This is a genomic window from Litoribacter ruber (assembly GCF_018500185.1).
Classification (GTDB): domain Bacteria; phylum Bacteroidota; class Bacteroidia; order Cytophagales; family Cyclobacteriaceae; genus Litoribacter; species Litoribacter ruber.
Genome location: NZ_JAHBGI010000012.1, coordinates 82,261 through 106,694, shown reverse-complemented (window position 1 = coordinate 106,694; position 24,434 = coordinate 82,261). Strand labels below are relative to the sequence as shown.

Below are 24,434 nucleotides of genomic sequence, written 5' to 3'. Positions count from 1 at the left end.
AGACAAATTAGACATGAAAAAATTTATACTATTTGCCCTCGCCCTTGCTTTCTCTTTGCCCCTTTGGGCTCAGCAGGAAGAACTCAGGGAACTTACCAAAGAAGAGCGTACCGGACGCCGACTAGCCCAAGAGCAACTTGACGCATATAATAAGAGAGATATTGATGCCTTTTTGGTGCCTTATAGCGATGATGTCAAGGTTTTTCAGTTTCCTGAAACGCTACTTTATGAAGGAAAAGAAAAAATGCGTGAAAACTACGCCAGATACTTTAACATGACACCAGACTTGTACTGCAAGCTGATCAATAGAATCGTGCAGGGCAACACGGTGATTGACCAAGAAGAAGTTACGAGGGTTCGGGGAGAGGAGCCCACGCACGCCATTGCAATCTACAAGATCAAGGACGAAAAGATTGCAGAGGTTTACTTTATCAAGTAGTTAAGATTTTTTAACGGATTTTTTTGAAACTATTGTAGCGTTTGATCCATTCTCTACGTATAAAGAATTGAACATGCATTCATGTTTTCAATACATTTAATAAGGGCTTATGTTAAAAAAGAGGTTTCCGTATCGGAGACCTTTTTTTTGTGCCTACTCTGGAGGGTTTTCTTTAAAAAAATCTATAACCGACTGAAGCAGAAACTTTTTGGCAGATTCACTATCTCCCTTTTCAGGAAGTGGCGGTAAAAAAATGGTTTCGTCGAAACCAGGACCGGGTATCTCACCTGAAGTAATTAAATGTATGGGTTTTCCGTGTTTTTTGGCAATCTGCAGCAGTATGAAGCTTCCTTTCCCCTCAGCAGATTGTTCATCATATCGGCCCTCCCCGGTAATAACCAAATCAGCCCATTTCACTTTCTCCTCCATACCTACTTTGGCAAAGAAATATTCGGGCCCACTTATCAAGTTTGTGGGGAAAAAAGCACTCAAGCCCAACGCAATTCCGCCTGCTGCACCAAATCCCGGCCTATCTTCCAGCTCAAATGGGCTTTTTTCCTGCAGCATTTCAAAAAAACGCGCTGTAATGCCTTCTATTTCCTCCACCCTTTCAGCCTCCAAGCCCTTTTGCGGTCCAAAGACAGGCACGGCACCCGCTGGTCCAAGGAATTGATTTTGCACATCACAGAGCAGGCTAAATTTTAAGTTGAGTTTTTCAATGGGCCTTTGGATGAAATTGATTTTGTCCAAAAAATAAGGGGAAAACATGGCTACTTCCCTCCCCCATTGATTCAGAAATTTGAAGCCCAGGGCATTAAGAATCCCGACACCCATGTCAATGGTGGCACTGCCTCCCAGCCCCAGTTCGATTTCCCTGGCTCCTTCTTGGTAAGCAGCTTTGATTAATTCCCCCGTTCCGTAGGTGCAGGTGATGAAAGGATCCCTTTCTTCGGCTTTTAACAAGCCAACCCCGGAAACAGTCGACACATCGACGAAGGCTTTTTCACTCCCTATGTCCCAACCATAAAAACCTTTGACAGGTCTCCCCAGGGGATCCAAGGCAAGCAATTCCCGCTTTTCAAGCCCCATGGCTTGGGTTAACAACAAACATGTCCCATCACCTCCGTCGGCAATGGGACATGCTTTGATATCATAATCAGGATGTTTATCTAGGATCGCAGTCCGAATGATTTCAGCAGCCTCACCGGCCTTCATGGTGCCTTTAAATGCATTCGGTGCGATTAAGATTTTCATACATCCAGTTCCTTCATTCTTCTGAAATAATCCTTCGTAGCGGCCCTCACCTTTGGAGAAAGGTAAATTGCCGAAATCATGGTCGGAATGGCCATGATAGCGTACATCCCATCCACAAAACTGATCACCACCTCAAGAGAGGCCACCGCCCCTGCCACGATTGTTATTAAGTAAAAATAGTTATAATAATCGGCTTTTTTAGCTCCAAAGAGGTAATTAAAGCATTTATGCCCATAATAACTGTAGGTAAACATGGTAGAAAAGGCAAAAACCAACACCGCTGTCATCAACAGGTACTTCCCAAAACCAGGCAAGGCCATCTCAAATGCAGATAAAGTCAATCTTACACCATCATTTTCGGTGGTCTGCCATACCCCAGTCAATAGGATAACCAAAGAGGTCAAGGTACAAACCACAATGGTGTCGATAAACGGTCCCAGCATGGCGATCAAGCCTTCTCTAACGGGCTCGTTGTTTCTGGAAGCACCGTGTACCATCGGTGCAGTACCGATTCCGGCCTCATTACTAAAGGCAGCTCTTCTTGCCCCGGTTACAATCACGGCTCCAACAGCACCGCCCATCACGGCATTGCCCGTAAAGGCATCCTCAACGATAAGCCATAGCATAGCAGGTACCTCGCCGATGTATTTGAAAACAATGAGTAAAACGGTAGCGAAATAAAGTCCAACCATGAAAGGAACAAGTTTGGAGGCCACAAGGGCGATTCTTTTGATCCCCCCCAAGATCACACCTGCCACAATGACCATCATACTGATACCGATTATCCAACGTGTAGTCGCCCCCCTATCGAGTCCGGCAGGCTCAAGAAGTACAAACCTAAACGTTGCTGTCAATTGGTTAGCCTGGAAAATAGCCAACAGACCAAGTATCCCCGCCACGCAAAAGATGATGGAAAGGAATTTCCACTTTCGGCCCATTCCCTCCTCAATGACATACATGGGACCACCCTGGATCACCCCAGCAGTGTCTTTGCCCCTGTACATGATAGCAAGGCTACAGGTAAAAAACTTGGTAGCCATACCCACAAAGGCAGACATCCACATCCAAAAGATGGCGCCAGGCCCACCCATATTAATGGCAATGGCTACCCCGCTTATATTCCCAAGGCCCACGGTAGCGGCAATCGCTGCGGAAAGCGCCTGAAAGGAGGTAATCTGGCCGGGCATGTTGGAGTCGTCGTATTTTCCCCTGACTACCTTCATGGCATGCCCTAGTTTTCGAAAAGGCAAAAAGCCTGAATAGGCCAATAATATTAATCCCCCACCCATCAATAAGATAAGCATAGGGGTATCCCAAATCCAATTACTGAAATTGACTATAAGTTCACCCACGTTAATTGATTGATTTTCTAACAGTTAATAATCACCAAAAGCCTGGTTCCCGGATGGGCACACAAAACAAAAAACTTTTGAGTTGCTTTTGGCTTTATACAAGTAGGAATATTAATAGCTATTTTCTGCATTTGCAAATAATTACACCATAGCCTGCCCCATTATTTTATGAATATGGGAGTCAATGATCCTAATTTTTGCCCATGAAAAAGTTGAAGGAAATAACTTATCACTTACTTTCACCTCCTGAGCAAACAGGTTCGGCCAGCTGGTGGATAAATGTGTTCATCATCTCCTTGATCTTTTTAAATGTTTTGGGCATCATATTGAGGTCTGTGGACTATATTTATGAATGGAGTCCCGCGCTCTTCAATGGTTTTGAAGTTTTCAGCATCGTTATTTTCAGCATCGAGTACCTGGGCAGGGTTTGGACGGGCAATATGCACCCCGACTACCCTAATTCCGCAAAAGGAAATCTCAAATTTGCCACCTCTCCCATGATGGTAATTGACCTGCTGGCTATTTTACCATTTTATCTCCCCTTTTTTGGACTGGATCTCCGGTTTTTCCGAATCATGCGGCTGTTCAGAATCTTCGCCATTTTGCGACTAGTGAGGTTCACTGACTCCCTTGACTTTATGTACAAGGTCTACAAAAAGAGGCTCAGCTATCTGGTTATCTTCAGTTTGTTTACCTTCTTCTTTCTGGTACTCTCTTCCATACTGCTCTATTATGCAGAAAACTCCGCCCAACCGGAGGAGTTTTCTGATGTGCCGACCACCATGTATTGGCTTATGGGCGTAATCTCTACTGTGGGTTTTGGATATAATGGCAGATCTGAAGAAAGCCTAATTACTCTAGCCGGATGGAAATAATCCCCAATCCATGGGAAGCCTTCTTTTCATCCTCATCCAGCTCAGGCCCTATCGAAAACTGCAGACTTTCGACCCTAGTGATATCAAAATCCTCAGGAAGATCATGTTCAAAATAGTAAGGAAGAAAACTTGGATAAGGCCTTGGTAAGGTAACCGTTTTCACCGGTTGAACAGAATTCAGATCCAAAGTGTACTCTCCCATCTCTGCTCCTATTTCAACCATGCACCCATAGGCGCTTCCATCATCCATCACAAACGCAACCTGAAGATTTAGGGGCTTTTCCTCCAAAGAACGGCCTTTCAAGACCAACCTGTTTTTAGAGGAAAGATCGTTTTTCCTTCCTTTTATAGCATCCAGTATAAAATGCTTGAAGCTATAATCGTAGATCGGCTCAGCATTCAGGTTTTCCGGGTCTTCCACAAATAGCTGTTCAATAGGCATTAGGTACTCAAATTCCGTGGAATGCTTGGTTGGCACTAGCCGGAACCCCTCCCTCCATTGCCTTACCAGCCACTCTGAATCCGATTTGGCATCAAAGAGATGAATAGGATATTCGGCAGGGGTAATATTCACTTTGTAGGCCTCACGATCATAGAAATCCCAATCAGAAGGTCGTCCTTCCTTTCCTGCCGGATAGGTAATGTTTTTGCCGTCTTTATTTTTCACTATCAAGTGGTATTCAAACAAGCCTTCATATAATAAATCTGCAGGAATTTCTGCCTGGTAGTGGTATGGCTTAACCTCTTCCAACGCTATTGGATCCCTAAATCCAGGTTGGATTTTGATTGCTTTTGGTTTTTCTTTAGCTACATACTTTACTTCAATTTTCAAAGGTTGATCCAAGGATGCCGACTTAATTGAGTTATGCACCAAATAGGATTTTTCTATTGTTGCCTTCGGGGCATAGAAATCGCCCAACTTTCCTTTGCCAAAATCCTCATCTGCAGGCCATGACTTCGATGAGCCGGCACGTTGTACAACGTAGGTGCCCGGTTGGATTTCAAATGATTTTTGTTCTGCGGTCACATCCACAGTATTTCCATCATTGATACCTTTGATACTAAAATCTTCCCCCAAACCTTCAAGGTTGATGCGCATGGAATGGCTCGCCCAATTTATTACAGCCAAAATTTTGTCTGGACTGTTTCTCCCAAAAGGATCCTCCACCCAGATTGCATCAGGCATCACTTCCAGTCGCCAGCTATCCTCATCAAGCTTGTCCAGAAAATAAGCTCCAGTCCCCTGGTATTTAATCAAGGGGCTGTTTCCTACGCCCGCCACTTGCTGGAGCAAGGAAATATTCTTGGGTTCATGTTCATGGGCGTTGGTGTAGAAATATTTTTTGCCCGAATTGAAAAGAGCAAGGTCGGAATGGTAGTCAATTGTAAAATCATCAAACTCGAGGTTTTGGGGATAATTCCCAAACTCCGCTCTCATGGGCACTTTGCGAAAAACTTCGCCGCTAATCAACAAGGAAATTGCTTTACCTGGTGTGTAGGCCAGATTCATGTAATGGGTGTCATATTCGGTATTGACATCAGCCATAAAAGTGGGATCATAGGAAAAATGCGTCCCAATCTGTATACCCGCCGTTCTGAAAGACCTGGCCATCACCGGATAGATATAGGTACGCCCCACATCCGCAGCATCAAACTCATACACGAGCTTGCCCGCATGGTGTTTTTCAAAGGCCTCCGAAAATGGAATATGGTAGTCGTTTACATTTGGTAGCAGGTTGCCTGGAATTTCTTTCTTGTAGCCCAGACCAGTGGGATACCATTGGAAAGTACCACCTTGGGCTCCCCCTTCAAAATATTCCTCAATGAAATGAGTTCCATGGCTGGCATTATAAAATATCGGCTTTTCGGTCCCCGAGGCACGAATGGCCTCCACCATGCCTTGCACAAATTTCTGAACTTCCGCAGCCTCACCCCTATGATGGGGCTCATTGCTTACCTCCACAGCTATCAGGCGGGGATCATCCTTATATGCTACACCAGTGTAAGGGTTGGTGTGATTCATGAATTGGGTCAAATAGTTTTCTTGGGCCTTAATACAATTGGGGTCGGTAAGACATTCATCCTTTCCATATTTTTCAGAAAAGCCGGGTGTATCCTCATTGGGCTCCGGCCATCCGTTTCCCCAAAAGGCAATCGGGGTGATTACATAGTTTATATCCAGTTCATTTAATCTGTGGATCAAATAGTCGAAATGATCGAGGTGCTCATTTTCCAGAAGGCTTCCCAATGAATCGCTGATCTCCGTATCCCACACATGTACACGATAAAGATCAAAACCCAGGCGGGTAAAATGGTACAAATCATTGTCAATGGCCTCTTTCTGATTCACGCCCAACCTTTCGGCAGTCCGATAGGCATGTGCAAAAGGAACCGTGTAATTCACACCGAACCCTTTTACCTCGGCTTCATCTTCAGACCAGCGGATGACCCCCGACTCATCCAAGTAGGTGCTTGAGATTTGCTGGGCCATGAGACCAAAAGGAAATAGCAATAATAAGATTAATAATAAACGCATGTTAACAGGTTTGAATTTTGGAATTACGTGCCTAATTTCCAGTTTTTTCACTTATGATCATACTTTTCTTATATGTAAGGCGTATTTTTAAGGCAAAAACCAGCTTTCAATTCTAAAGTTATGAACCAACGGTTTGTCCAAATGTCATTACTGGTGCGGGATTATGATGAGGCCATTGAATTTTATGTGAAAAAGCTAAAATTCCTTCTTATCGAAGACACCCCGCTGTCGGAAACCAAACGATGGGTGGTGGTAAAGCCCCAAGGAAGCGGTGGTGCCTCCCTTTTACTCGCAAAAGCGGCCAATCCAGAACAGCTGAACTATGTCGGCAATCAGGCAGGGGGGAGGGTTTTTCTTTTCCTCTACACAGACAACCTTGAGCGGGATCTAGAAAATTTAAATCTTCACAACATTCCAATTGTGCGGGGCCCTGTGAATGAAGAATACGGGAAAGTGGTTGTCTTCAAGGATCTTTATGGCAACCTTTGGGACCTGATTGAACCTAGTTCCAAAAACCCAAACATTAAATGAAATCGCTTCTAGTTATCATATTGAGCTTTATTTCTACTTTAGGCTTTGCCCAAAAGATTGCCCATCAAAAAATCTTCAGTGAGCACCTAGGGGAAGCCAGAGATATCTGGATCATCACGCCATCTGGCTATGACTCCGGGAAAACCTATCCCGTATTATATATGCATGATGGGCAGAATTTATGGTATGACTCCCTCGCTTATGCAGGGACCTGGCAGCTTCAGGAAAACCTATTTGTCTTGGAAAAAGAGGGATTGGAGTTGATCGTAGTGGGTATTGCAAATGGAGGGGAGAAAAGGATGGCAGAACTTTCCTATTATTATAACCCCGACCATTCCTCTGGAAACGGAAAGGATTACCTCAGCTTTATCCTGGAGGAAGTCATGCCTGTAATCAATTCAAATTTCAATATTGATAAAGACAAAGTTGGTATTATGGGAAGTAGTCTTGGCGGACTGATTTCCATTCAGGCATTAGCCGAATTTCCAGAAGTTTTTACGGTAGCCGGGATATTTTCGCCCGCCTTTTGGTTTAACCCCAAAACCATTGAAAGAGAATATCTGGAGAAAATAAGCTCCGATACTAGAATTTATATGATCAGCGGAGCAAAGGAAGTCTTCGGTGAAGTGGATTTTCCCAAGGATCAGGTAAAAGCTGAATCCGTCCTGACCGATGTTTTAACCCAGAGTCAATTCAAATCTCTTATACATGAAGACGGCGAGCATAAAGAGTGGTATTGGGCCAGAGAGTTCAATGATGCCATAAAATTTCTTTTTAAGTGGAAATAAAAAAAGGCCTGTAGAAGAGTTCTGCAGGCCTTTTTAATTTATTTTCTCATTTGCTTAAATGCGTTGATTAATCCGTTTGTAGAACTGTCATGAGATTCGATGTTCTCCTCATTTTCCAGTTCCGGTAGGATTTCCTTAGCTAGCACTTTACCAAGCTCTACCCCCCACTGGTCAAAACTGAATATATTCCAGATTACCCCCTGCACAAAAATCTTGTGCTCATACATGGCGATCAAGGCACCAAGGGTAAATGGATCCAACTTTTTGACCAAAATAGAATTTGTAGGCCTATTGCCTTCAAATACTCGATGAGGAGCAATCACCGAAATCTCTTCTTTTGATTTTCCAGCCTTCTCCATCTCACTCATTACTTTTTCCAAACTCTGACCATTCATCAAAGCTTCTGTTTGGGCAAAGAAGTTCGACATTAGCTTGGTGTGATGATCACCAATCGGATTGTGAGAAATCGCAGGAGCGATAAAATCGCAAGGAATCAGGTGAGTTCCTTGATGGATCAATTGATAAAACGCATGCTGCCCATTGGTGCCTGGCTCGCCCCAAATGATCGGTCCCGTGCCGTAATTGACCTTTTCCCCGTCACGAGAGATATATTTTCCGTTGCTCTCCATATTTCCCTGCTGGAAATAGGCGGCAAATCTGTGCAGGTATTGATCATAGGGTAAAATAGCCTCGGAAGTTGCTCCCAGGAAGTTGGTATTCCAGATTCCGATCAAGGCAAGGACCACCGGAAGATTCTTTTCGAAAGGCTCATTTCTGAAATGCTTATCCATGGCATGGGCGCCATCCAATAGTTTCTCAAAATTGTCGAACCCAATTGCACATGCTATGGGCAACCCGATGGCGGACCACAAGGAGTACCTTCCACCAACCCAGTCCCAAAAGGCAAACATATTATCGGTGTCGATACCAAATTCGCTGACCGCTTTGCCATTGGTGGAAAGGGCAACGAAGTGCTTGGCTACCGCAGACTCATCCTTTGCTTTATCCAAAAACCAATCCCTTGCCGTATGGGCATTGGTCATGGTTTCCTGGGTTGTAAAAGTCTTGGAAGCAATGAAAAACAAAGTCGTTTCAGGATCAACCTTTTTCAAGGTCTCAGCCATGTGCGTGCCATCTACATTGGAGACAAAGAAAATCTCAAGGTTCTCTTTTTGGTAAGGCTTCAATGCCTCAGTCACCATCACTGGTCCCAGGTCACTCCCACCGATACCGATGTTGACCAATGATTTGATTGGCTTACCCGTGTAACCCTTCCATTCCCCTGCTCCCACTTTATCCGCAAATGCCTTCATTTTTTCCAAAACAGCATTTACATCAGGCATCACATCCGCACCGTCCACCTTAATAGGAATATTGGACCGGTTTCGGAGGGCTGTGTGCAATACTGCTCTATTTTCTGTCTTATTTATGGCCTCACCTGTAAACATTGCCTCAATCGCTGACTTAAGGTCAACATCTTCGGCTAGTTGTTTTAAAACCTTAAAAGTCTCATCATCCACCCTGTTTTTGGAAAAATCAACCAGGATGTTTTCAAATTGTATATGGTATTTTTCGAATCTATCTCTTTGGGCAAAAAGAGACTTGATGGTCTGCTCTTTTTTGTTTTGGGCAAAAATATCCAGCTGTTTCCAAGCCTTGGTCTGGGTGGGGTTAATATTTTTCATTTAAAATCGGTTTAATGGTTTAAAGGCATAAAAATACGGTTTTATATTCGACTGACGAAATCTTCTGCGGGGGTTTGGAGATTAAAATCTGACCCGGATTTTTAGAATTCAAATATGATCCATATTTTGAGGGTCTCTAATCAACCCAAAAGACGCCTGGGTTTATTACCCCCTATTGTTCAGATTTAATTAAAAACAAACAACCCGCTGCTTTTTAGCAACGGGTTGAATTAATATAGAACTCAAAAATCCTTAAAACTGATCAATATCTTGTCTTTCCAATGGTCTGAACTTTCTTCTTACCCCAACCTCATCATCGGCCATTTCACCTTCAAAAAACGGATGGGCTTGTGCCATTCTATCACCATCGTAGAATATTCTAGTGGCATCATTTTGCGCTAACTTATTCAAAGGATCACCATAATTATCCAACATTACAAACGCATATTGATAATTTCTCAATCCTTCATCTGACACTTCCGCACTCACCACTTCAAGGCTTCTGAACCGGGCAGTGTCAATTCTATCTCTTTCATGGTACACGTAATAGTTTTCAACTATTGAAAAAGCAGAAAACTTGTTGCCGTTACCTGACATGTATCTTTTCTCATTGGGAGAATCGTACACAATGTTTTCAAACTCAGGATCCACTCCCCTTACATCCATTCTAATGGACAAGTCGGACATATTTTGGTCCCTGAATCGGTAATAATAATCCTCTACCCGCTCACCTGACTGGTAAGTCCAGTTTTGTTCGTTACTGGCTGTCATATAGTAAGGGCTGGCTTTGTAAGATCCCGAAACCTGAGGAGGTGTTTTGCCCTCGTGCATGATAAAATTCATTCTTTCAAGTTGCTGGATTCTTTCCACTGGTGCAATTTCCAAAATCTCTGGGACATAGACTTCGCTGTAGTCTCTTTGGTCGTCTGATGTACAACTACTCAACGCGATAGCGCAAAGTGCTACACCACAAATTTTCCTTAACATGATTACCTCCTTTAAATAATTAAAATATCAATAAACTTTATAAAAAAACATCCTTTAAGAATTGTCACGCTGTAAAAACTGACGAAAAACATAATTCAGGATACCTCCGTGTTTGAAGTATTCAATTTCAATGCCAGAATCGAGCCTACTGATAACTTCAAAACTTTTTCTTTGCCCATCTTCATTCTCCACGTGGACTAAAAGCCTCTTTCCCACTTCCAAACCACTTTCAATGTTTTCTATGGAAAACTTTTCTTTTCCACTAAGTTCAAGCGTTTCGGCATTATCACCTTCTGCGTATTGGAGAGGAAGCACTCCCATGCCAACCAGGTTGCTGCGGTGGATTCTTTCGTAGCTTTCTGCCAATACCGCTTTTACCCCCAACAGGCTGGTACCCTTAGCGGCCCAGTCCCTGGATGACCCGCTTCCATATTCTTTGCCTGCCAATACCAGCAATGGGGTATTTGTCTCCTTATATATCTGGGCAGCATCATACACATTCATCTCCTCACCACTTGGAATGTGGATGGTATAGCCACCTTCCTTGGTAGAAAGCTCATTTTTTATCCTCACATTGGCAAATGTACCTCTCACCATAATCTCATCATTTCCCCTTCTGGATCCATAGGAATTGAAATTCTCCTTAGGCACCCCACGCTCCAAAAGGAATTTGCCTGCAGCCGAGACCTCCGAAAATGCCCCTGCCGGAGAAATATGATCGGTAGTAATGCTATCCCCTAGCTTTAGGAGCACATGTGCATTTTTAATATCCTTGGGTTCTGCGATTTCTTCCGAAATCCCATCAAAAAACGGGGCTTCTTTAATGTATGTGGACTTTTCATTCCATTGATAAACAGGATCTTTGGGTGCTTCTAGGTTTTTCCACTGCTCATTACCTTCAAATATCTCCCCATAATTCTTCTCAAAATCCCCCGGGCTAAGCACCTTGCTCACCACTTCGAAAATTTCCTCATTGCTAGGCCAGATATCTTTGAGATACACCGGCTCTAAATTGGGATCGTAGCCCAACGGCTCCGAGTTAAGGTCGATATCCACCCTCCCTGCCAATGCATAGGCCACTACCAGCATTGGCGACATGAGATAATTCATTTTAACTTGGGGGTGTACCCTGGCTTCAAAGTTTCTATTACCCGAAAGGACAGAAGCGACCACTAAGTCATTTTCCTCCACCGCTTTGGCTATATGCTTTGGCAGAGGACCACTGTTACCAATGCATGAAGTGCAACCATACCCCACCAGATGAAATCTCAATGCCTCTAGATCATCAAGCAGGTTGGCTTTTATCAGGTAGTCGGTTACTACCTTCGATCCTGGAGCAAGGGAAGTTTTTACCCAAGGTTTTACATCCAGTCCACGCTGCCTGGCCTTCTGAGCTACCAAACCCGCCCCTATCATCACATTTGGATTGGAGGTATTTGTACAGGAGGTGATGGCCGCAATCACCACAGAGCCGTCGTGAAGTGCAAATTTCTCATTATGCAGCTTTACCACTACAGTTTTAAGTCCATCCCGAAGTTTGGTTTCAATTTCAACATCGGAAGGAATACTGGAGGCTTGCTCAGTTGGCTGGCTGCTCCCCCCTTCCTCATACCACCTGCTCACATCTCTTTTATCTATTGGAATGTATTCCCTGCCGTGAACATCCTGCAGGATTTCACCAAACTTACTTTTGAACTCCCTAAGCAAAATCTTATCCTGTGGTCTCTTTGGTCCAGCTACGGTTGGCTCCACATTGTCCAAGTTCAATTCTACTACACTTGAGTATTCGATCTGCTCCTCATCTTTTCTCCAAAGCAGGTTTTCCTTGCAGTATTGCTCCACCAGCTTGATCTGCTCCTCGCTTCGGTTGGTTTTGGCCATGTAGTCAAGCGTGCGGTCATCTATGGGGAAATATGTCACTGTGCAGCCAAACTCAGGAGACATATTTGCAATAGTGGCCCGGTCCGGCACCGACAGGGTATCCAGCCCCGGCCCAAAGACCTCCACAAACTTGCCCACTACCCCATGGCTTCTGAGCAGCTGGGTAATGGTCAACACCATATCCGTGGCCGTAGTCCCCAGCGGCAAAGAGCCTGTTAGTTTGAGCCCAACTACTTCCGGCATGATAAAATTGATAGGCTGGCCCAGAATCGCTGCTTCGGCCTCAATCCCGCCAACACCCCACCCCACTACGCCAATTCCATTCACCATGGGGGTATGGGAGTCGGTGCCTACCAAGGTGTCTGGAAAAATCTGACCGTCCCTTACAATTACCCCTTGGGCGAGGTACTCCAAATTTACCTGGTGGCAAATGCCCATGCCCGGAGGCACTACCGAGAAATTGTCAAATGCGGTCTGCGCCCATTTTAGCAACTGGTACCTTTCGCCGTTTCTTTCATATTCTACATCTACGTTCTTTTTATAGGAATAATTGGTTCCAAAATAGTCCACCTGAACCGAGTGATCTATCACAAGATCAACGGGGATAAGCGGGTTTATCTTCTGCCCATCTTTACCCTTCCGGACAGCCTCGGCTCTCAAGGAGGCGATGTCCACTACAGCCGGCACACCGGTGAAATCCTGCATCAGCACTCTCGCCGGTTTGAATGGTATATCTTTATCAGAAGGGCTGGGAGACCAATTGAGAATCGTGTCAATATTCTCTTTTGTAATGGCAAAATCATCAAAGTTGCGGAGGGCATTTTCAAGGAGTATACGGATGCTAAAAGGCAGTTTCTGAATGCTTTTACCCTGCTGGCAAAGCTCAAATAGACTCCAATAAGTAAGATCACCCTGTGGGGTTGAAAGAGAACGCTTGATTTGATATGGATCCAAAGACATATGAATGGGGTAGATTTAAAAGATTGAACTCATGGCCGGAAGGAAAAGTGAAGCCGGCAAAAAATTAACCTCCCATGGAGAGGTTTGTTTTAAGAAAAATCACAAACTTCAAAATCCATGTTCCTTATGCCAAAAAATAGGTTGCCAAAGTAAATATACAAGCTTGATTAAGTAAAACTTATACCAAGTTACCTGATGTCAGGCTTTAATTTTATTCACGGAATTAAAACCTTAAACGATGCTTTGGCCGGAGAAAGATTTGGATTTTGGGACCGAAGACGGGAGACGGAAGAACGGGAGGCTGAGTTCGACGTAGTAGTATTCGGAGCTTCCTTCTAAGACGGGGTCATTACGATTTAAACCGTTCCAATTACCCATTCGAAAGCATAAAATAAAGGCACAAAGTATGAAAACAAAAACCCCTTCGTGGAATGAAAAGAGACACGGCGTTTCTCAGAGTTCAGTTTGGGATCTTACAAACTCACACCTAATGGCAGAAAGATAAGATTCATAGACCTGCCTGTGCAGGCAAGTTTTCTTCTTCTGGAAGAATTTTATAGGCCTCATTTTAATCTCACCCCTACACAAAAAGCCCGAGTAAGTATACTCAGGCTTTTTAAATCAATTGTAAATTCAACCAATTGAAATGTATTTTATATGATCTGAAACGTCGTTTATTAATTCGCCTCTTCTGCCGCTTGCTGTCTGGCCTGACGTCTAAAATACCTCCTAAGCAACCAAGAATGCTGTAAAGCCTCAAGATTTTCATCTAGTCTATCTGTACCTGATTCCAGATTCTCCAAGGTCCCTTTGAGATATTGTGCAAATTGCTCGTCATTCAGAAGCATCCCCAGGGCATTGTCTGTTTCCTTGATTTTCTCACTTGCTGCGTTGAAATTAGCCGCGGCAGCAGAAGCCTCCTCGGTGGTACTTTCCAAACTCTTAGCCGTTGCCTGAAGGCTTTTAAACACGGTGGTATCCTTCACCAAGTTATCAAGCAAAGTCCCTTCCTGATTCATTTTTGAAGCAAAGCGTGATAGGTCTGCCGTGATTTGGTTGCTATTGACCGTGGTGCTTTCAAGGTTGCTTAGCATGTTTCGGAAATTCTCCGCAAGCAGACTATCCGTAAGCACAGCCCCTATGATCCCCTCACCCTCGCTGATTTTGCCCGTAAGGTTCTTTAGGTCATTAGTAATAGAAACCAAGTTTCTATTATTCTCCTGAAGGGTTTCCATCATCTTATCGGTATCCAGCGGCATCACCGAGACCAGCCTATCATCGTTTTCAATAGTTGGAGCCTGAGTGGTTCCCCCATAGATGACAATGATCTTGTTACCGATCAGACCGTCAGAGCTAATAGTGGCTTTGGAGTCTTTTCGGATAAACTCACGGGTTTTTTCTTCGATATTCATCTCAATTTCCACCTGGGAATCCCCATAGAAATTGATTTTTCGGACGGTCCCGATTTTCACACCTGAAAACCATACGTTGTTACCTACCTGCAGACCGGCAACATCATCGAATACGGCCTTTACTCTGAAGCTTTTGACAAACTTCTTTTGCTGCCCGCCCAAAGTCATGATACCCGCCACGAGAATAATTATCCCGATCAAGGTGAAAATGCCTACGATAACGGATTTTCTATTTTCACTTTTCATCAATTAATGAAGTTATAATCATAAAACGCCTTAATTCTATCATCTGAAGTATAATGAAACACTTCTTCAAACTCTCCCACTGCCCCAAACTTGCCATCCAGCAAAACCGCCTGCCTATCACCGGTTACTTTGGCGCAGGTAAGGTCGTGGGTAATAACAATGGAAGAAGTCTTATATTCATCCCGCACCTGATTGATCAGGTCGTTGATATCGCCACAGGTAATGGGGTCAAGACCGGCTGTGGGCTCATCGTAGAGCATGATTTCGGGCTCCAAAATTAAAGTCCTGGCAATACCGATTCTTTTCTTCTGTCCACCGGAAAGCTCAGACGGCATCTGGTCAATGGCCTGGCTCAAGCCTACAGATTCCAATACGCGATGAATCTTTTTTTCCTTCTCACTTTCGGTAATGGTTTTCACATTTCTCACCAAGGGAAATTCAAGATTTTCCCTCACCGTCATACTATCATAAAGCGCACTGTGCTGGAAAGAAAAGCCGATCTTCAACCTCAATTTATCCAACTCCTTGCTTGGCAGGCTGTTCACTTCCTGACCAAATACCTTCAGCGAACCCTCATCCTGGGTCAACAACCCAACTACAATCTTAATCAAAACAGACTTACCTGTACCGGATTTACCCAGCACAACCAGGTTTTCTCCCTTATAAAGATTCAGATCCACCCCTTTGAGCACATGCAGGTCCCCAAAAGATTTTGTAAGCCCTTTTATTTCAATTACCTTCTCCCTCATGGCTTAATTAAATCTAAAGAAGTTAACAATCTGCAAAGCCAACAGCTCCTCGATAAAGATCAGAAACATAGCCATTACCACGGATGCATTGGCTGCCTTCCCCACCCCTTCGGTTCCTTTGGAGGATGTGTAGCCCTTATAGCAGCCCACGATCCCTATGGTAAAGCCGAATACGGTAGATTTTATGATGGATGAAAAGATATCCAAGAAGGTAAGCGCCTCAAAAACCTCCACAAAGAAGGTGGTCAGACTGGTAAGTTCATTTTGGTGGACATTCAAAAAGGCTCCCAAAAGGGCCACAAAATCCACATACATTACCAGTAGTGGAATCATGACGGTACAGGCAATAACCCTGGTCACCACCAAAAACTTGAAAGGATTGGTCGCGGATACCTCCATGGCATCAATCTGCTCGGTCACTTTCATGGAGCTGATCTCCGCACCAATACTGGAACCGACTTTTCCTGCAGCTATCAGTGCCGTCACCAAAGGTCCCATGGCCCTTACAATGGCAATAGAAATCAGGGCAGGTAGCCAGCTGGTGGCCCCAAATTCGGTCAGCGAGGGCCTGGACTGGTTGGTAAACACTATCCCTACAATAAAGCCAGTGAGGGATATCAGAGGAAGGGATTTGACCCCAATCTGATAACATTGGCGAATCACCTCTCTAAACTCGTAAGGCGGCAACCACACTTCTACAAAAAAGCGCTTCATAAACCTGAAGATACTCGCCAGGTCAATGAAGAATTGGTCTATTTTTTTAGATATGATATATTTCTTCTCAGCTGTTTTTTCTGCCATCTTTTACTAGAAATCAAAATGCGAAACTACTAAATATCACTTTAGAAGTCTCTTAAAAAAGCATAAAAGTTGTCTTTCTCAATTCAAAAGCACTTCTACTTCATTTTTGTTCAATGGCTTAATTAAAAAACCGCTGACCAACCTGTATTTTTTACTCTTCTCCACATCATCGGCGTCCATACTTGAGGTAAGCATTTTCACATCCAGCTCTATGGATTTGGATTCCAAAATCTCCAAAAATTCCCAGCCTTTCATCTCGGGCATATTGATATCCAACAGCAAAAGATCTGCCTGATTTTCGGCCAGCCAATCCAAAGCTGTAAGGGGACTTTCAAAAAACTGAAGACACAAATCGGGACAGCTTCGCAAGAGAATTTTCCGGTTGATCATATGCTGCACTTTATCATCATCCACAATGACCACGGTCTTGATTTTATCGGAACTCATAATATGGTTTTGGCTCGAATTAATACGATATCGAATGTAGGAAAAAATGGCTTCAAATACGGCAAAATTGCGCAAAAAGTTGATTTAGCCTAAGCGTAATTATTTAGGTTAGCCTAATTTAGATTAATCTAAATTAGGCTTTATCATTTATAAATCAAATATTTAAATCAATCTACTTAAACCCATTTATCAATTACCTGATTTTACCCAGGCCTTTCAGGGCCATTTTGGGAAATTGGCCTAATCTCTTCCTTTCAGCATGTAATTTTGGGAAACTTGGTCTGACAATCCCCTCTGCTTTTCAGTGGGGGCTTCTGCTTTTGGGAGTAAAACTTTGCTATCAGGGATCAGATTATTTTGGTAAATTGCCTTTCAAAACTTTACCTACCTATGAAGATAATTAGACAACTTTTAAGGATTTGCCCCCTACTTCTCACCCTGCTTTTTTCCCAAACCTTGATGGCCCAAGAGACCTACGATCAGAAGCTGGCCGAGCAATACAAGGCAGATGACTATGGAATGAAGACCTATGTAATGGCCTTCCTAAAAAGAGGTGATCAGGTGGAGAAATACAGTACCGAGGAAAGAGCCGAAATTCAAAAAGGACATATGGAAAACATCAACCAACTGGCGGCTGAAGGCAAACTCATTTTGGCCGGCCCTTTTATAGATGGTGATGAACTTCGGGGTATTTTTCTTTTTAATGTAGCCACCCTTGTAGAGGCCGAGGAGCTGACTTCTCGGGACCCCGCCATCAAGGCCGGTGTATTGAAAATGGATTTGGTGCAATGGTATGGATCAGCCGCACTCATGGCCATCCCAGAGCTTAGCAAAAAAGTGCAGAAGAAAAGCTTCTAAAAAAACAAGGGCCTTCCCGTTTTGGGAAGGCCCTTGTTTTTATTTTATCCTCTTTCACAGATTTCCTGATAAGGACAGTATCGACATTTGTCCTCATGCTCGGTCTGGTCAAAAGGCACCTCGGGATCATACACTTCTTCGAGGAGCTTTCTGAGCTCCGACCCGAAATCCTCTCTGTGATATCTATAATCATTCAACTCCTCCCCTTGAGTTCTTCCAACTTTCACCTGAAGATAGGGATTGAAGTCAGGTTTGAAGATTTCCCTTAGGTTGAAAATCGCTGGTTTGAGCGGACTGTTTTCTGAAGGGAACTTGGAGTCATATAGAAGTCCGTACAACAAAGTCTGCATGGCTGCCTTATTTCGGCTCTTGAGCTGCCTGTCAAAAAGGGAGGGAATGTCGGGAAAGGTTTTCTTATCTGTGCCTGATTTGTAATCAATCAACCGCACAGTCTCTCCCACTCGGTCCACCCTATCGATGATTCCACCCACTGCCACGCTCTTCAGTCCTGCCGGCGTGTCTATCTCCACAGCAGTCCTGTACTTTTTCTCCGCCTCCAAGGAGATGATCTCAAATGGCGCCGTGTTTTCATCAATGGCCAATACTCCCAACACATATTTCTGAAGCACATCCCGGGCAATAGCCAACTGGCCGTTGAGCTTGACCTCTGCATTGTCTTCCAAAAAATACTGCTTCCGTATGGCTTTTTCAATGGAGGGAAAAACCAGTTGCTTCAATCTTTCAAAATCCGTCTTTTCAATGACGGCGCTTTTTTTCCTTTCAATGTAATTTTGATAAAGAATCTCCAAACTCAAATGGGCGAGATTTCCAAAAACTGCCGGATCCACTTCTTCGTTCACCGTCGACTTTTCATCCATGCCTGCGATATACTTAAAATAAAATTTCAGCCTGCAGTCGAGCCAGACATTCAGGGCAGATGGCGAAAAGGCGGTCACCCGTTCACCGGCCTCTTTGAGCACATACCTTTCAAGAGACTTATAAATCTTTTCGTTTTTTGGAATGGATATAGGCTGGGACTTGCTCAAGTCTACCGGCACAAACACCACTTCCTCTTCCATTGCCCCTTCGGCCAAATCCATTTCTTCAGCCATTTGCTGAATGTACCTGCTTTTCTCCCCGGCCTTGCCCTGGTCACCCGCAGTAGTATAGATCATATGAACTTCCTCCGCACTGTGCATCAACCTATAGAAGGTATAAGCATAGATGGCATCATTCTGCTCCTGCACGGGCAAGCCAAATGCCCTGCGAAGGTTGAATGGTATCATGGAATTCATCCCTCCGCCTGGCGGAAAACTCTCCTCGTTCATATTACAGATTATCACCCTTCGGAAATCCAGGTTTCTCGACTCCAACACCCCCATCACCTGCAGACCGGCCAGCGGCTCACCCTCAAAGGGCAATTTGACCTCCCTGAAAACCTGACGGAATATGCGGATGAAAAAATCCATGCTCATCCCCACATCCTGCTGACCGGAAAGAATCTCCCCCAGCCTGTTTAGCTGCTTGTAAGTTTGCATCAAATAGCTTTTCTGCAGAGTCTCCTCTGATGCCTGCCTATGCAACCGCTTGATCACTTCCCCCAGATAGGGAAATATCTGGGAAGGGGAAAGCTTTACGAAAAGCATCTTGAAAAACCCATTGACCTTTGCCAGCATTTCCTGCGGCACATAGACCAGGTTGGTCTCTTGGATGTTTTTCAACAGGGTCTGTACTTCCTTGGCGTTTTCAAATTGCAAATAAGGTGAGGCCAAAAGTTCACGCACAGGCTTGTGATAGAACATGACTTTCCCTTCCTCGACCTTGGTGTATTTTTGAAGATCAAGCACTCCTTCCAAAAATGCGTAAACAGGGGCATTTTTGACCGGATAGCCCATCGTTACATTGATCTTGTCAATATTGGGGGGCATGGCATGTAGCGTGGGAAAAAGCAACTGCTCATCCGGCAAAATTACCACTGTTTCCTCCAGGGGCTCCTCCCCTTTGATTTTCTCTAACAGCTTTCCTACCAGATTTGCCTGGTTGACCTTCAGTGGAATGGCGTAGGTTTTTATCTTGGCTTTCCTGTTAGCAATCTCCGTAGGCAAGTTTTCGGGGAAAGTAGGACCAAATACAGGGTCCTTCATGTATTCCCTGAAAAAGAGGCCGGCCTCCTGATTCAAATTTTGAATGTAATAGGCATCCAGATCCCAATAAATCTTTGCTCCAAACTTTTGGATGAAATGCTTGAGAAGCACCTCCTCAGTTTTCGTAAAAGCATTGAACCCCACAAATACATATTGCCTGTCTGGTTTGGGTATGCTCTCAAGGGATTCTATCACCTTTCGGTACAACATCCCACCATATGCTAGCCGCTTGTTTTCCAGTTCGTCTTTAAAGTTCACATAAAGGCCATGGAGCATTTGCCAAAATTTCAGAAATTTATCCTGATGCCCTTTGTCCTGAAGGTTAAAAGACTTCCAAAACTCCCTTATCAGCCGAATTTGATCGTGAGTCAAGTAACTTAAATCAGTTTCAATTTCTTTGATTTCCGAAAGATCACGGTAGAGCTTCTCAGCATTGGCGAGAAATTGGTCCAGGTCATTGAAATCCTTTAGGATCATTTCTCCCCAATAATAAAACCGATCAAATTCCTCTGGGGCTGGGTGCAGCTTTTGATAAACCTTATAAAGCTCAAAGATCAACGTCAGGTTATCCGCAGGTCTATTCCCGGCATAGCCGTAAAATAAGTCCTCGATAGTTTTGACTTCCGGAAGCCATTGAGGCTTGTCAATGATTTTGCCCAGATGCTGGGTAAAGAAAAGCCCTGCCCGCCGATTGGGAAATACCACGGTCACATCTTTCAGTAAGGGAAAACTCTGTAATATATCCTGTGCTGTATTTCTAAGAAAACTATGCATATACCTGATGATTGCTAAATGAGTTTAATTGAAAAGTTGACCTTGCTTGCCCACAAGTGACACCTCCACAATCCTCCCGGATTCCAGGTAGCAGAGGTAACCTTTGGCCGGTAACTTGGTAATCTCACTGACCAGCTCCATATAATCCTGGACTTGATTTTTATAGTATTTTTTTTCCTCCCCCGTTTTAAAATCTACGATGACAGCCAAATTCTCCCTAAGGATCACCCGGTCAGGCCGCTTTTGCTCGCCACCCGGGAGAATAATCCCCTGCTCTGCCAGCAGCACTCCATTTCCTCCAAACCAACTTCTAAATAACTCTTGTTCAAAAAGTACTTCCAGCTGTTTCTGGAGAATAACTTTTTCATCCTGTGTGATTTCCCCCTCAAACATGAATGAATCAACCCACTGGTTGGCTTCCTCCCTGGTTTTGGAATGCTCGAGGAGGCGGTGAATAAGCAAACCATACTTCCTCTTTTGGTCAAGCACGTCCGAGCCTTCCAAGTTTTGGTCAAGCTCACGCACTTTCAACAGCTCCTGCCATGGGGTGTAATCCCAGCGCAAATCGGTCGGGACGGTTTTGATAGTTGGGGAAATAATTTTCTCCCCCCATTCACCAAATTCAAAAACCTTTGACTCACCGTCAAAGTATGTTGGTAGATTAACAGCAGCATTCACGGAATTGCATTGCTCGAGCAGCAATTGCAGATTTATACCCAGTGCATTCAGTGATTTTGACTTGCTGGTATCTTTATAAGCCGTAAAGGACCAAAACACCTCCTCTGCCCTAGTCAAGGCTACATACACCATGTTCAGTGTATCCAAATAAGCCATGATTTCTTCGCTGGCATAGACTTGCTCAAAAGCCGAGTTGGCCAGTTCCTTTTTAAGTGACAGGGGGATGATGGTCGAGGGAAGACCCTCCAATTCAAATGGACTCCATAAAATGTTATCCTTGGTGGTATCAAAAATGGTCCAGTCCAAGTAAGGCATGAGGACTACTTTATATTGAAGGCCTTTTGACTTGTGAATGGTCAATATGCGCATGGCATCATGGTTTTCGGGGATCTTCACGGTGCGCTTTTGCTGGTTTTCCTCCCACCATTCCAAAAAACCCGCAAGATCGGCTCTATTTTTTCCCACATAATCAAATACAGCCTCTTTAAACCCAGAGATATAGGCCTTTTCTTTTCCTGCCTTTGCCAAATCCAGAATCTGGATCAATTCTTCCAACATTTCGGAGAGGGGCATTTGCAAAAACTGCGGGATCCTGTCGGCCAACTGTTTGGCTTTTTCCTCCAAGGTTGCCGGCAATTCTGTAATGCTGAAAAGCTCATGCGAAACACTTTCCCCAAAAATCACCCCGCGGAAATACCACATGGAGGTGTAGGAAACCCTGTCCCCTGTATCAAAAATATATTTCATCCCTGCTACCAATGCCTTCACCGAGGAAGCTTGCCCCAAATACATGGCCTCATCTGAAAGCACATCAAACCTATAATCCGAAAAATCCTCTGCCGCCTGCATCATCGTGTGCACAATCCTTTCCCCCTCAGACTTCCTTCTCACCAAAAACGCGATATCCTTCAAAGCATACCCCCTATCCTGCAGCTCCATCACCACTTGGGGCAGCTTTTGCAGCATCTGGGCCTCACAGCCCCCTTCTTCCGCATCCTTATCTTCCTGAATAAATTCCATCCGAACTTTCCCCTTGAAAGCAGCAGCTGACTTTCGGTCAGATACCTTCTGCTCCACATCAGCGTAAGCTTTTGCCAGAATGCCAGCAGCCTCTTCCCCATATTTCTCACTCAAAGTGCCCTGCAGCAATTTATTGAGCTGGGTAAAAACTGTATTGTTGAAATTAATGATATTGGGAAGGCTCCGGTAATTGGTTTCCAGATTCTCCACCCGGATCTTTTCTTCACCTATTTGCCGCTCCACTTCCTCCAAAAGCAATCTTAATTCCCCGCCCCTCCAGCGGTAAATGGACTGTTTCACATCCCCAACCAATAAATTGGTCTTATTTTCGGCCAGCGAGTTTTCCAAAAGGGGCTTAAAGCTTTCCCATTGAAAGCCACTGGTGTCCTGAAATTCATCGATTAAAAAGTGCTGGTATTGGTTTCCTACTTTTTCGTAAATAAATGGAGCGTCATTCTCCTTGGTAATTTCTTTGAGAAAATCATTTGCATCTGAAATCAGCAGGATATTTTCATCGTTTTTCAGCTCAATGAGCTCATCAAGCAGGTTTTTGAAAATCCCATATACATAAAAATTCTTCCTTACGGCCTCAAGCGTGTTCCAGCTCCTAGTTAAGGTGCCAAATTCAGAAATTATCCTTCCCAAACCGGCATGGAAGGAAGCCTCAATCAGATCTTTGTTCTTACTGGTCTTGGTAGCCCAGCCCTCCGGGTTGTCCACCATTTTCATCTGGGCGTCAGTTAAAGCCGGCACTGGGCAGGGTTTAGCCCCCAAATCCTCAAATCTCTTGGCAAAAGATCGCCCTCCACCACTATAATCCGTCCATTCCAAGCCGTACTCGGTACGAATTCTGGTAGCCTCCTCTTTTAGTTCGCAGCAGTAATCCAAAAGCTTTTTCCTCTGCTGCTGAATGAAGCTCTTTAAATCCTGTACGTTTTGAGGATCTGCGAGAAATCTTTTGATGTCACCTTGATACTGCTTGAAACCTTCTTGGAATAGCTGTTTTCCCAAACCCTGTATCCCCTTTCTGATATCCCAGCTTTTCCCCTCCTGCACCTGCTCCTGGGCATAGTCTACCAGCCACTTGTGAAGCAGTTCGTCATCCATCACTTTGGTAATGATCCGGTCCACCACCCTGGAAAGCACCGCATCCTGGTCAAGCTCGACGTCGAATTTTGCCTGAAGATCAATCTCCCGTGCAAAGGACCTGACCACCTTTTGGAAAAAGCTGTCGATGGTGCTCACAGAAAAACTCCCATAATCATGAAGTATGGCCAGCAAGGTTTGCCGAGCCCTATCTTGCAGTTCCAGGGGGGTAATCTGGAAATGCGCAAGAAGTGTCGCATCAAGATCTTCCTTGGGACGGATTTCCCGCTTCATTCTTGACAACACCTCCAAAATCCTTTCCTTCATCTCCTGTGTTGCCTTGTTGGTAAAGGTCACCGCAAGAATGGACTTGAAGGCATAAGGCTGGGCTAATGCAAGTTTGAGGTATTCCTTGGTAAGCGTGTAAGTTTTCCCCGATCCGGCAGAGGATTTATAAATGATGAATGGCTTCTCCGACATTGGCTTCCTAATAAAATGAATGTCGAAGTTAATTAATTTCTCACCCAATCACGAGAGTTGGCTGAGCTAGGGACATGGAATGTCACAAAATCTCATTTTCCATACCTGCCCAAAACAATATAGAGCAAGGGTCCCAATATAGGAAGTAAAAAAGAACCCCACATCCAAAGCATTTTTTCGCGGGTAGGCAGGGCTTTGTTGTTGAGAATCATTACCAAGGCAATGACAAAAAATATCAGGATAATCCCTCCGGCTACTTTCCATCCCATCCAAATAAATGGCGGCAAATCGAATTCATCCATAGCGCTTTCATTTTGACTTAAATTTACAAAAAGCAAATGTAAATATCTATAAAACAGCAAAATGACTTTTATTCAATAAGATTAAACAAAAGTCACTCCCGGGTCCTTCCTTTGGAATATTTCAAACATGGGATAATTTTCTATTTTTG

Annotated in this window: 19 protein-coding genes; 6 read left to right on the top strand and 13 right to left on the bottom strand. The window is 44.2% G+C overall.

Going from position 1 to position 24,434, the window contains the following annotated elements; genetic code table 11:
- The first annotated feature begins 13 nt into the window (after positions 1-13).
- Positions 14-439, top strand: coding sequence for a nuclear transport factor 2 family protein (locus tag KIH41_RS15330; protein WP_213945615.1), 426 nt, complete (start codon positions 14-16; stop codon positions 437-439).
- 153 nt (positions 440-592) lie between these two features.
- Here the strand turns inward: KIH41_RS15330 and KIH41_RS15325 are convergent, their stop codons facing one another.
- On the bottom strand, positions 593-1,693 hold the full coding sequence (locus KIH41_RS15325; RefSeq protein WP_214162939.1) for a glycerate kinase: 1,101 nt from the start codon (positions 1,691-1,693) through the stop codon (positions 593-595).
- Positions 1,690-3,045, bottom strand: coding sequence for an alanine/glycine:cation symporter family protein (locus KIH41_RS15320; protein ID WP_214162938.1), 1,356 nt, complete (start codon positions 3,043-3,045; stop codon positions 1,690-1,692). The genes KIH41_RS15325 and KIH41_RS15320 overlap by 4 nt, the downstream gene beginning before the upstream one ends.
- A gap of 203 nt (positions 3,046-3,248) precedes the next feature.
- Between KIH41_RS15320 and KIH41_RS15315 the strand changes: the two genes are divergently transcribed.
- A complete protein-coding gene (locus KIH41_RS15315; RefSeq protein ID WP_214162937.1) occupies positions 3,249-3,920 on the top strand; it encodes an ion transporter in 672 nt (223 codons plus the stop codon).
- Here KIH41_RS15315 and KIH41_RS15310 read toward each other — a convergent pair.
- Positions 3,898-6,456 (bottom strand): glycoside hydrolase 5 family protein, encoded by a 2,559-nt coding sequence (locus tag KIH41_RS15310; RefSeq protein WP_214162936.1) that lies wholly within the window; start codon positions 6,454-6,456, stop codon positions 3,898-3,900. The two genes, KIH41_RS15315 and KIH41_RS15310, sit on opposite strands and share 23 nt — an antisense overlap.
- 120 nt (positions 6,457-6,576) lie before the next feature.
- Between KIH41_RS15310 and KIH41_RS15305 the strand changes: the two genes are divergently transcribed.
- Together KIH41_RS15305 and KIH41_RS15300 are read left to right on the top strand one after the other, a co-directional pair.
- Positions 6,577-6,987 carry a VOC family protein gene (locus tag KIH41_RS15305; protein ID WP_214162935.1) on the top strand — a complete coding sequence of 137 codons (411 nt, stop codon included), beginning with the start codon at positions 6,577-6,579 and terminating at the stop codon, positions 6,985-6,987.
- Positions 6,984-7,775 carry an alpha/beta hydrolase gene (locus tag KIH41_RS15300; RefSeq protein WP_214162934.1) on the top strand — a complete coding sequence of 264 codons (792 nt, stop codon included), beginning with the start codon at positions 6,984-6,986 and terminating at the stop codon, positions 7,773-7,775. The genes KIH41_RS15305 and KIH41_RS15300 overlap by 4 nt, the downstream gene beginning before the upstream one ends.
- A gap of 38 nt (positions 7,776-7,813) precedes the next feature.
- On the opposite strand, the gene pgi is transcribed toward KIH41_RS15300, so the two are convergent.
- From pgi to acnA, 3 genes are all read right to left on the bottom strand, one after another.
- Entirely contained in the window at positions 7,814-9,460 is a 1,647-nt protein-coding gene (gene pgi / locus KIH41_RS15295; RefSeq protein WP_214162933.1) for a glucose-6-phosphate isomerase, read from the bottom strand.
- 252 nt (positions 9,461-9,712) lie between these two features.
- Positions 9,713-10,447, bottom strand: coding sequence for a hypothetical protein (locus KIH41_RS15290; protein WP_213945623.1), 735 nt, complete (start codon positions 10,445-10,447; stop codon positions 9,713-9,715).
- Positions 10,448-10,501: 54 nt separating this feature from the next.
- Positions 10,502-13,288 carry an aconitate hydratase AcnA gene (gene acnA, locus KIH41_RS15285; protein WP_214162932.1) on the bottom strand — a complete coding sequence of 929 codons (2,787 nt, stop codon included), beginning with the start codon at positions 13,286-13,288 and terminating at the stop codon, positions 10,502-10,504.
- Between the two features lie 195 nt (positions 13,289-13,483).
- Here acnA and KIH41_RS15280 point away from each other — a divergent pair, with 195 nt between their 5' ends.
- Complete coding sequence (locus tag KIH41_RS15280) at positions 13,484-13,627, top strand: hypothetical protein (protein ID WP_213945625.1); 144 nt, start codon at positions 13,484-13,486, stop codon at positions 13,625-13,627.
- Between the two features lie 338 nt (positions 13,628-13,965).
- Here the strand turns inward: KIH41_RS15280 and KIH41_RS15275 are convergent, their stop codons facing one another.
- From KIH41_RS15275 to KIH41_RS15260, 4 genes are all read right to left on the bottom strand, one after another.
- Complete coding sequence (locus KIH41_RS15275) at positions 13,966-14,946, bottom strand: MlaD family protein (protein ID WP_213945626.1); 981 nt, start codon at positions 14,944-14,946, stop codon at positions 13,966-13,968.
- Complete coding sequence (locus KIH41_RS15270) at positions 14,946-15,695, bottom strand: ABC transporter ATP-binding protein (protein ID WP_214162931.1); 750 nt, start codon at positions 15,693-15,695, stop codon at positions 14,946-14,948. Before KIH41_RS15270 ends, KIH41_RS15275 begins: the two co-directional genes overlap by 1 nt.
- 3 nt (positions 15,696-15,698) lie before the next feature.
- Positions 15,699-16,496: an MlaE family ABC transporter permease gene (locus KIH41_RS15265; protein WP_213945629.1), complete on the bottom strand. Its 798-nt coding sequence runs from the start codon at positions 16,494-16,496 to the stop codon at positions 15,699-15,701.
- A gap of 78 nt (positions 16,497-16,574) precedes the next feature.
- Positions 16,575-16,943 (bottom strand): response regulator, encoded by a 369-nt coding sequence (locus KIH41_RS15260; protein WP_213945630.1) that lies wholly within the window; start codon positions 16,941-16,943, stop codon positions 16,575-16,577.
- 390 nt (positions 16,944-17,333) lie between these two features.
- Here KIH41_RS15260 and KIH41_RS15255 point away from each other — a divergent pair, with 390 nt between their 5' ends.
- Complete coding sequence (locus tag KIH41_RS15255) at positions 17,334-17,801, top strand: YciI family protein (protein WP_213945631.1); 468 nt, start codon at positions 17,334-17,336, stop codon at positions 17,799-17,801.
- Between the two features lie 44 nt (positions 17,802-17,845).
- On the opposite strand, the gene KIH41_RS15250 is transcribed toward KIH41_RS15255, so the two are convergent.
- From KIH41_RS15250 to KIH41_RS15240, 3 genes are all read right to left on the bottom strand, one after another.
- On the bottom strand, positions 17,846-20,719 hold the full coding sequence (locus KIH41_RS15250; protein WP_214162930.1) for a PD-(D/E)XK nuclease family protein: 2,874 nt from the start codon (positions 20,717-20,719) through the stop codon (positions 17,846-17,848).
- 24 nt (positions 20,720-20,743) lie between these two features.
- Positions 20,744-23,983, bottom strand: coding sequence for a UvrD-helicase domain-containing protein (locus KIH41_RS15245; RefSeq protein WP_214162929.1), 3,240 nt, complete (start codon positions 23,981-23,983; stop codon positions 20,744-20,746).
- Between the two features lie 92 nt (positions 23,984-24,075).
- Positions 24,076-24,285, bottom strand: a complete 210-nt coding sequence (locus tag KIH41_RS15240; protein WP_213945634.1) for a PLDc N-terminal domain-containing protein — start codon at positions 24,283-24,285, stop codon at positions 24,076-24,078.
- Between the last annotated feature and the right edge of the window lie 149 nt (positions 24,286-24,434).